Origin of the sequence: Streptomyces sp. NPDC059695 (assembly GCF_042733785.1) — a bacterium.
GTDB lineage: Bacteria > Actinomycetota > Actinomycetes > Streptomycetales > Streptomycetaceae > Streptomyces.
Genome location: NZ_JBHWFF010000057.1, coordinates 19,805 through 27,460, shown reverse-complemented (window position 1 = coordinate 27,460; position 7,656 = coordinate 19,805). Strand labels below are relative to the sequence as shown.

Below are 7,656 nucleotides of genomic sequence, written 5' to 3'. Positions count from 1 at the left end.
TGTGTCGTCCCCCCCCCGCCGCCCCCGCGCCCCCCGGCGGCCCCCCCCCCCCCCCCCCCCCCTCAACACCTTACGGCCGGGGGGGGCCGGCGGCCCGCTTCCTCCGTCTCCCCACACGCTCAGCGCGGCGCGCCGAACCAGTTCTTCAGGGCCGCCTCCAGCGAGCCCGAGCCCTCCGCCCAGACGACGTGCCCGTCCGGGCGCAGCAGTACGGAGCCGGGCGCGCCGGCCGCCGACGCGGACGCGACGCCCACGCGGTCGGCCCAGGCCGCCGCCGCCCGGGCGTGCGCCCCCTCCTCGCCGCCCCCGTCGCCCTCGGCGACCAGCAGCAGACCCCGGCCGTCGTGGAGCAGGGACGCGGCACCGGAGACACGGCCGCCGAGCGCGGGATCGGGGGCGGCGGAGCCGGACGTGCCGTCGGCGCCCAGGCGGTAGCGCAGGTCGACGCCCGTCACCAGCTCCACCAGGTACCGGTTGACGTCGTCGAAGCGGGCGAGGTCCGCGACGAGCGAGCGGGCCCCGGCGGTGCGGGCCGCCGGGTGCATCAGGGCCAGCTGGGCGTCGAGCGCGAGCCGGGCCCGCTCGCCCTCCGGGTGACGCTCGGCGTGGTACGTGTCGAGCAGGCCGGGCGGCGCCCAGCCGGCCAGGTCCGCGGCGAGCTTCCAGCCGAGGTTGACGGCGTCCTGCAGACAGGTGCTCAGCCGCAGCCCGCCCAGCGGGTAGAAGGAGTGCGCCGCGTCGCCGGCCAGGAAGACCCGGCCGTTGCGGTAGCGCTCGGCGTTGCCGCTGTGGCTGGTGAAGCGGCGGGCCCACAGCACCTCGCGGGCGGGCAGCGGCTGCCCGGTGAGGTGCTCGACCTCGCCCTGGAGCTCCTCCGCGGCCACCGGACCCGACGGGCTGGGCGGCGTGGTGTCGAACACCGTGGTGATCACCCGCAGCACCCCGGGTCCGGCGGGCGCGCCGGAGTACACCCCGCCGGACGGCAGGTAGTGGGCGCCCAGGTGATGGACGGCCAGCTCGGAGAAGTCGGCCGAGACATCGCCCACGATGCCCGACACGGTCCAGCCGCTGCCCGGGAACTCGATGCCCGCGAGACGGCGGACGGTGCTGCCGGCGCCGTCGGCCGCGACCACGTACGAGCCGCGCAGCGTGGAATCGCCCGCGGAGGTGCGCAGCTTCAGCGTGACGTGTCCGGTGGACTGGCGGAGCTCCGTCACCTCATGCCCGCGCCGGATGTCCACGCCGAGTTCCCGGGCCCGCCGCTCCAGGACCTCGGTCAGCCGGGGCTGCGCCACGAGGAGCCCGGTGCCCACCTCCGGCCGTTCGGCGGCGAGCCGCTCGGGGTGCAGCCACAGCAGGGAGAAGTGCGCGCCGGGCAGCGGGAGCCCGGACCCGCGCAGCGCGTCCGCCAGGCCCCGCTGTTCGAGGAGCGCGACGACGCCCGCGTTGACGGCCTGGCCGGGGGCGTGCGGATCGGGTGCGTCGCGTCGGTCGAGGACGACGACGGGCGCGCCGGCCAGGCCGAGTTCGCAGGCGAGCATCAGACCGGTGGGGCCGGCACCCACGACGATCACGGGGTCGGTCACGAGGGGCGTCCTTTCCGCAGGAGCGGGATCACGGGGGCGAAGTCGTGGAGGTGGGCGGCGAGGAGCATGTACGAGGTGAGGCCGTACCGCTCGTGGCCGCGGCGGATCTGATCGGCGATCTCCGCGTGGCTGCCGATGAGCACGGAGGGCAGGTCGAGGAGCTGGTCCGTGGTCAGATGAGGGGCGAGCACGGGGCGCAGGGACTCCGCGGCGGCCCGCCGGTCGTCGGTGACGACGATCTTCTTGACGCCCGTGTTCAGCTCGGGGGTCCGCCCGAGCGCGGCGGCTCGGGCGCGGACGGTGGCGACCTGCGCGGCGAACTCGTCGGGGCCGATGAGGACGAAGCCGCCCCCGGGGGGCAGTTCCGCGCCGAGGAAGCAGACGGTGTCGGCCCGTCGCGCGGCGAGCTCCAGCTCCTCCGGCTCCCCGGCGCCGATCAACAGCCGTGGCCGCGGGCTGCTCAGCGGCCGGGGGAGGTGCGCGGGGTCGCGGAGCAGCCGGTCGAGCACGTCCACCGTCTCCGCCAGGTGCTTCCGCTTGTCCCGGGCCGTGAGCGAGGCCGTCGCGGTGCTGCCGGTCTGGCCCGCGTGCAGGCCCACGGCGAGCCGGCCGCCGGTCAGCCGGTCGGTGCCGGCGACCTCCCGGGCCAGCACCTCGGGGTCCCACAGCGAGGTGTTGGTGAGGTAGGTGGCGAGCCCGATCCGCTCGGTGGCCGAGGCGGCGGCCACCAGGGACGGGAAGGGCGCGGTCATCCCGAGGTGGTCGGTCGTCGCGAAGGTGTCGTAGCCGAGCCGCTCCGCCTCCCGGGCCGTCTCGGACCAGTCGGCGTCCTGCACGATCTGGCTGACCCCGAACCGGAAGACCGGGTCACGGTCTGCGGTGACGAGCCGTCCGCCGTCCGCCGTCACGACCGGGCTCCGGCCGGGCCCGCCGGACCGGACCGCCGCCCGCCCGCCCCGGCCAGTCGTCCGCGGGCCCGGATCACCGCGAGCGCGAGGCCCAGGATCCGGCGCTGGGGCCCGTAGCCGCCGAGGGCGTCCAGGGCGGAACGCAGGCTCCACAGCCGGGACTCGGCGACATGGGACGGCGACCCGTGCACGTCGTCGTGGACGAGCAGCCGCAGATCCCGCACGTGGTTCTCCAGGAGCAGCCGGTCACCGGGCGGGATGATCTCGTCGCGCGCGCTCACCGTGTACGCCACGGGCACCTGGATCGCCGCGAGCTCGTCCGGCGTCAGCGCCAGGTCCGCGAGCGCGGGCAGCACGGTGTCCGGGGTCCCGCCGGTGAGATGGGCCAGGGTGTCGACGGTGACCCGGGGCACCCGGGGCCGCCAGTCGGCGTCCGTGAAGAAGTCGCCGATCGGCGCGCCGGCCGTCACCACGCCCTGGATCCGCTTGTCGTGGAGGGCCGCCCGCAGCGCCATGTGGCCGCTGAAGCTCATCATCACGGCTACGGTCCGATCGGTGTCCGCGCGGTCCGCGAGCGCGTCGAGCAGCTCGGTCACCATGAGGTGGCTCTCCGCCCCGTACCGCTGCTCGTTCTCGCCGACGCCCGGCATCTCGACGGCGACGACGGTCAGACCGAAGCGGTCCGCCTTGGCGAGGATCGGACCGAACTGCTCCTTCACGCTGACGATGCCGCCGCTCAGCAGCAGCACGGGCCGCCGCTCGCCGCCCCGGGGCGCGAGACCGGCCGCCCAGCAGCGCACCCGGCCGCCGGAGAGGTCGAGGTCGATCCGCTGGATCCCGGCGGTGCCGCCGAGCCGCCAGCGGTCGAAGGAGGCGACGGTCCGCGCCTGCGCGTCGGCGCGCGCCGGGCCGTCCACGTAGGGGAAGCGGGCGATGTTGAAGTGCCGTCCGGCTTCCTCCTCCCGGCCCTGCCGCTCCAGTTCGACGCCGGCCTCGGTCCACTCCCGGGCCCAGGAACCGGGCTCGCCGTCCTCGTCGTGCCGGATCCGGCCGAGGACCTGGGTCAGCCGCCCGCCCGGGATGCCGAGGATCCGGCCGTGCACCTCCACGAACTGCTTCAGCTCCGTGACGTCGTTCATCGCAGCGCCTCCTCGGCCGAGAAGCCCTCCAGCGACTCCTTCACCTCGGTGAGGATGTCCGCCGCCTCCGCGCCGTCGATCACGCGGTGGTCGAAGGTGAGGTTCAGCCGCATCACGGGCGCGCTCGTCACCGCGCCGTCCCGGACCACGGGGCGCTCGGCGATCCGGCCCACGCCGAAGGTGAGGGTCGTGCCCCCCACCGAGTGGAAGCCGTCGACCGCGCGGTGCCCCAGGGAGGACACCGAGAAGGTCCCGAAGAAGCGCGGGTGGGCGGCGAGCGGGCGCACCGCGCGGCGGTAGGCCGCGCGCGCGAGGAGCGACGGCAGACGGTGCAGCAGCAGCATCGAGGCGAACTCCGGCATGGTCTCCGGGTCGCCGTCCCGGAAGCGCTCCAGCTCGTGCTGGATGCCCTTGAGATCGGTGCGGTCCAGGTCCGGCAGGACCGTGGAGACCACGACGCGGCGGCCGCCGACCCGCTTGTCGAGGGCGACCTTTCCGGAGACCTCGCCGTAGCGGGCGACCTTGGGCCGCAGCCGGCCGCGGATCGCGGCGTTCGCCTCCGGGTGGGCGGCGATCACCCGGGCGGCGGAGTGGAGCACGTACGTGACCACGGACAGCCGGCTGTCGCCGCGGTGGGCCTCGCGGTGCGCGAGCACCCCGGACATGTCCACCTCCGTGTCCAGGTGGACCGGCGCGAAGGGCCGTATCTCGTCGAGGAAGAAGAGCGTGTGTCGCCGCTCCCGGGCGATGGCTGCGATCTGCATCCCGCCAATCTCCGCACCCCGGCTAAAGCACCCTTTAGCGCGGCCTAAACCCGTCGTCGGCCGCTTCCGGACGCGCCACCCACAGCCGCCCTTTAGCGCCGCCCAAGACCCCCGTTCCAGGCTTGCCCCCCAGCCCGAATGTCGCCGCTCGCAGGAGATTGCGCATGTCACGCCCCAGCGCCGTGGGCCTCACCACCGGAAGCGCGCCGTTGCCCGACTTCCCGCAGCTGCGCACGTGCCCGTACCAGCCGCCGCCCGGATACCGTGATCTGCGGCTCACCGAAGGGGCGGTGGTGCGCGCCCGGCTCTACGACGGCCGTCCCACCTGGGTGGTTCTCGGCCACGCCGTCGCCCGTGAGATGCTCATCGATCCGCGTCTCTCCTCCGACTGGAACCGGCCGGACTTCCCTTCGCCGAGCCCGCGCCGCAAGGCCATCCAGAAGGCGACGATCCTCGTCGGGATGGATCCGCCGGAGCACTCCGCGTACCGACGCAGGCTCATCCCCTCGTTCTCCGTGCGCCGTACCCGCGAGCTGGGCGAGTCGATCCACCGCCGCGCCGGGGAACTCGTCGACGCCCTCCTCGAACAGGGCCCGCCCGGTGAGATCCTGCACGGTCTCGCGCTGCCGCTGTCCTCGCACACCATCTGCGGGATCCTCGGCGTGCCCTACGAGGACCACTCCTACTTCGAGGAGCAGTCGGCACTGCTCGTCTCGCCCCAGGTGTCCGAGGAGGACGCGACCGGGGCGCTGATGAACCTGCGGGACTACCTGACGTCGCTGGTGGACCGCAAGGAGAAGGAGTCCGAGCCGGGCGAGGGCCTGCTGGACACCCTGGTGCACAGGGACCTCGCCGACGGTTCGCTCTCCCGCGACGACGTGATCCGCCTCGGCATCATCCTGCTGATGGCCGGTCACGAGACCACCGCCAGCATGATCACGCTCAGCACGTTCACGCTGCTGCAGAACCCGCGTCAGCGGGAGGCCTTCCTGGCCGACCCGGACGGCGCCGGACTGGCGGTCGAGGAGCTGCTGCGCTACCTCTCCATCGGCGACGTGGCCATGCGCATCGCCGCCGAGGACATGACCATCGGCGACGCCCACATCAAGGCCGGTGACAGCGTCATGCTGTCGACCGCGGAGATCAACCGCGACCCCGAGGCCTTCGAGAACCCCGACGAGCTCGACCTCGGCCGCGGCGCACGGCACCACCTCGCCTTCGGCTACGGGGTGCACCAGTGCATCGGCCAGAACCTGGCCCGCGCCGAGATGCAGAGCGCGCTCACCCTGCTCTTCTCCCGCATCCCGGGGCTGCGGCTCGCCGTGGCCGCCGAAGAGGTGGAGATCAAGCCCGCGCAGAGCGGTGTGCAGGGCATCTACGAACTCCCCGTGGCGTGGTGAGGCCGGTGCGCGTCCTCGCCGACTCGGGCCGCTGCATCGGCGCCGGCCAGTGCGTCCTGACCGCCCCCGAGGTGTTCGACCAGGACGAGGACGGCCTCGTCGTCCTCCTGACCGAATCCGTCACCACCGAGGCCGACGAGAAGCTCGTCCGGGAGGCCGAGCACCTGTGCCCGGCCGCCGCGCTCCGCGTCACCGCCGGCCCCGACGACGTCGAGGGGCAGCCGGGCGCATGAGGACCCGTACGCATCGCTCCGTCGTCCGCCGGGCCCTGGTGGCGGCGCTGGCCCTGGCCTCCGTCGCCACCGGGTGCGGCACCGGGACCGGCCGGGCGGACGGGCAGGAGGGCCGGATCGTGTACGCCGTCGACTCCCAGCCCGACTGCCTGGACCCGCAGATCAGCCCGTACGACGTGACGGCGGCCCTGGGCCGCGGCGTCTTCGACTCGCTGGTCGCCATGGACGCCCGGGGCCGCGTCAGGCCCTGGCTCGCCACGTCCTGGCAGGTCTCCGACGACGGGCGGGCGTACACCTTCCACCTGCGCGAAGGCGTCCGCTTCCACGACGGCACCGCCTTCGACGCGACCGCCGTCAAGGCCACCCTCGACCACACGGTCGCGCCCGAGACCAAGTCGCAGTACGCGGCGGGTCTCATCTCCATGTACGAGGGCGCGACCGTCGTCGAAGCCCGCACCGTACGGATCCGGCTCTCCCGCCCGTACACGCCCTTCCTCCAGGTGCTGTCCACGGCCACCTTCGGCATCCAGTCGCCCACCGCGCTCCGCGCGAACCGCGGCCGGACCTGCCTGAAGCCCGTGGGCAGCGGCCCCTTCGTCTTCGCCGGCTGGACCCGGAACCGGCGGATCGACCTGGACCGCAACCCGGACTACGCGTGGGGCCCGCCCGACGCCGCCAACCGGGGCCCGGCGCATGTCGACGGCGTCACCGTCGAGTTCATCCCGGAGGCCGCCTCGCGCTTCGGCGCCCTCAGCTCGGGCCAGGTCGACCTGGCCTCCGCCGTACCGCCCAGCCACGTCGGCAGGCTCCGGCACGCCGAGGGCTTCCGGCTGATGCGGGCCACCCAGCCCGGCGCGCCGTACACCCTCATGCTCAACGTCAACCGGGCGCCGCTCGACGACCCGCGCGTGCGCCGCGCCCTGCAGCGCTCCGTGCGCTTCGACGCGCTGGTGAAGGCGCTGTACTCGGGGGCGTACGAGCGCTCCTGGAGCGCCCTGACGCCCACCACCGCCGGCTACGACCGGGCCACCGAGGGCAGCCGGCCGTACGACCCCGAGGAGGCGGCCCGGCTCCTCGACGCGGCCGGCTGGACCGGGCGCGACGAGCAGGGCTTCCGCACCAGGAACGGCGTCCGCCTCACCGTGCACTGGCCCTACATGAACAGCCTGATGCGCGACCAGCGGGCGCTCCTCGGCCAGGGCATCCAGGCCGAGGCCAAGCGCGCCGGCATCGACCTCCGCTTCACCGCCCTCGAACCCGGCGCCTACCTGGAGAAGGCGGTCGGCCGCGACGCCGACGTCCTCGCCTTCAGCTGGAACCGCGCCGAACCCGACATCCTGCGGACCTACTTCGACTCCGCGCAGACGGGCGACAAGGGCGGCGTCAACGCCTTCGGGCTCAGCGACCCGCAGCTCGACGGCTGGCTCCGCGAGGCCTCCGCCACCCGCGACCCCGCGCGCCGCACCGCCCTGTACGCGAAGGCCCAGGCACGCGTCAACGACCAGGTCTACGCCCTGCCCGTGTACGCCCCCGCCACCCTCCTCGGGGTCTCCGACCGGGTGCGCGGCGTGACCTTCGACGTCCAGGCGTACCCCCGCTTCCACGACGCCCGGCTGGAGGACTGAC

The 7,656-nt window shown here is 74.3% G+C and carries 7 protein-coding genes; 3 read left to right on the top strand and 4 right to left on the bottom strand.

Translation table 11 applies throughout. The features are described from left to right. Positions 1-119 precede the first annotated feature (119 nt). Genes ACFV2S_RS36490 through ACFV2S_RS36475 form a run of 4 tightly spaced genes read right to left on the bottom strand, consistent with a single transcriptional unit; the run spans position 120 to position 4,397 of the window. Positions 120-1,586: an FAD-dependent monooxygenase gene (locus ACFV2S_RS36490; protein WP_385570141.1), complete on the bottom strand. Its 1,467-nt coding sequence runs from the start codon at positions 1,584-1,586 to the stop codon at positions 120-122. Beyond that, a complete protein-coding gene (locus ACFV2S_RS36485; protein ID WP_385570137.1) occupies positions 1,583-2,494 on the bottom strand; it encodes a TIGR03621 family F420-dependent LLM class oxidoreductase in 912 nt (303 codons plus the stop codon). Before ACFV2S_RS36485 ends, ACFV2S_RS36490 begins: the two co-directional genes overlap by 4 nt. Further along, on the bottom strand, positions 2,491-3,633 hold the full coding sequence (locus ACFV2S_RS36480; protein ID WP_385570133.1) for an alpha/beta hydrolase: 1,143 nt from the start codon (positions 3,631-3,633) through the stop codon (positions 2,491-2,493). The genes ACFV2S_RS36485 and ACFV2S_RS36480 overlap by 4 nt, the downstream gene beginning before the upstream one ends. Further along, positions 3,630-4,397, bottom strand: a complete 768-nt coding sequence (locus ACFV2S_RS36475; RefSeq protein WP_385570130.1) for a 2-oxo acid dehydrogenase subunit E2 — start codon at positions 4,395-4,397, stop codon at positions 3,630-3,632. Before ACFV2S_RS36475 ends, ACFV2S_RS36480 begins: the two co-directional genes overlap by 4 nt. 164 nt (positions 4,398-4,561) lie before the next feature. Here ACFV2S_RS36475 and ACFV2S_RS36470 point away from each other — a divergent pair, with 164 nt between their 5' ends. The 3 genes from ACFV2S_RS36470 to ACFV2S_RS36460 are packed head-to-tail and all read left to right on the top strand — an operon-like array spanning position 4,562 to position 7,655. Beyond that, the gene (locus ACFV2S_RS36470) at positions 4,562-5,797 is read left to right on the top strand and encodes a cytochrome P450 (RefSeq protein WP_385570127.1); all 1,236 of its coding nucleotides are present in this window, start codon (positions 4,562-4,564) and stop codon (positions 5,795-5,797) included. Between the two features lie 5 nt (positions 5,798-5,802). After that, entirely contained in the window at positions 5,803-6,030 is a 228-nt protein-coding gene (locus tag ACFV2S_RS36465; protein ID WP_385570123.1) for a ferredoxin, read from the top strand. Beyond that, positions 6,027-7,655, top strand: coding sequence for an ABC transporter substrate-binding protein (locus tag ACFV2S_RS36460; RefSeq protein ID WP_385570119.1), 1,629 nt, complete (start codon positions 6,027-6,029; stop codon positions 7,653-7,655). The genes ACFV2S_RS36465 and ACFV2S_RS36460 overlap by 4 nt, the downstream gene beginning before the upstream one ends. Position 7,656 lies beyond the last annotated feature (1 nt).

Coding starts and splice junctions, on each gene's coding strand:
- ACFV2S_RS36470 (WP_385570127.1), top strand. CDS start 4,562: ATGTCACGCCCCAGCGCCGTGGGCCTCACCACCGGAAGCGCGCCGTTG.
- ACFV2S_RS36475 (WP_385570130.1), bottom strand. CDS start 4,397: ATGCAGATCGCAGCCATCGCCCGGGAGCGGCGACACACGCTCTTCTTC.
- ACFV2S_RS36460 (WP_385570119.1), top strand. CDS start 6,027: ATGAGGACCCGTACGCATCGCTCCGTCGTCCGCCGGGCCCTGGTGGCG.
- ACFV2S_RS36480 (WP_385570133.1), bottom strand. CDS start 3,633: ATGAACGACGTCACGGAGCTGAAGCAGTTCGTGGAGGTGCACGGCCGG.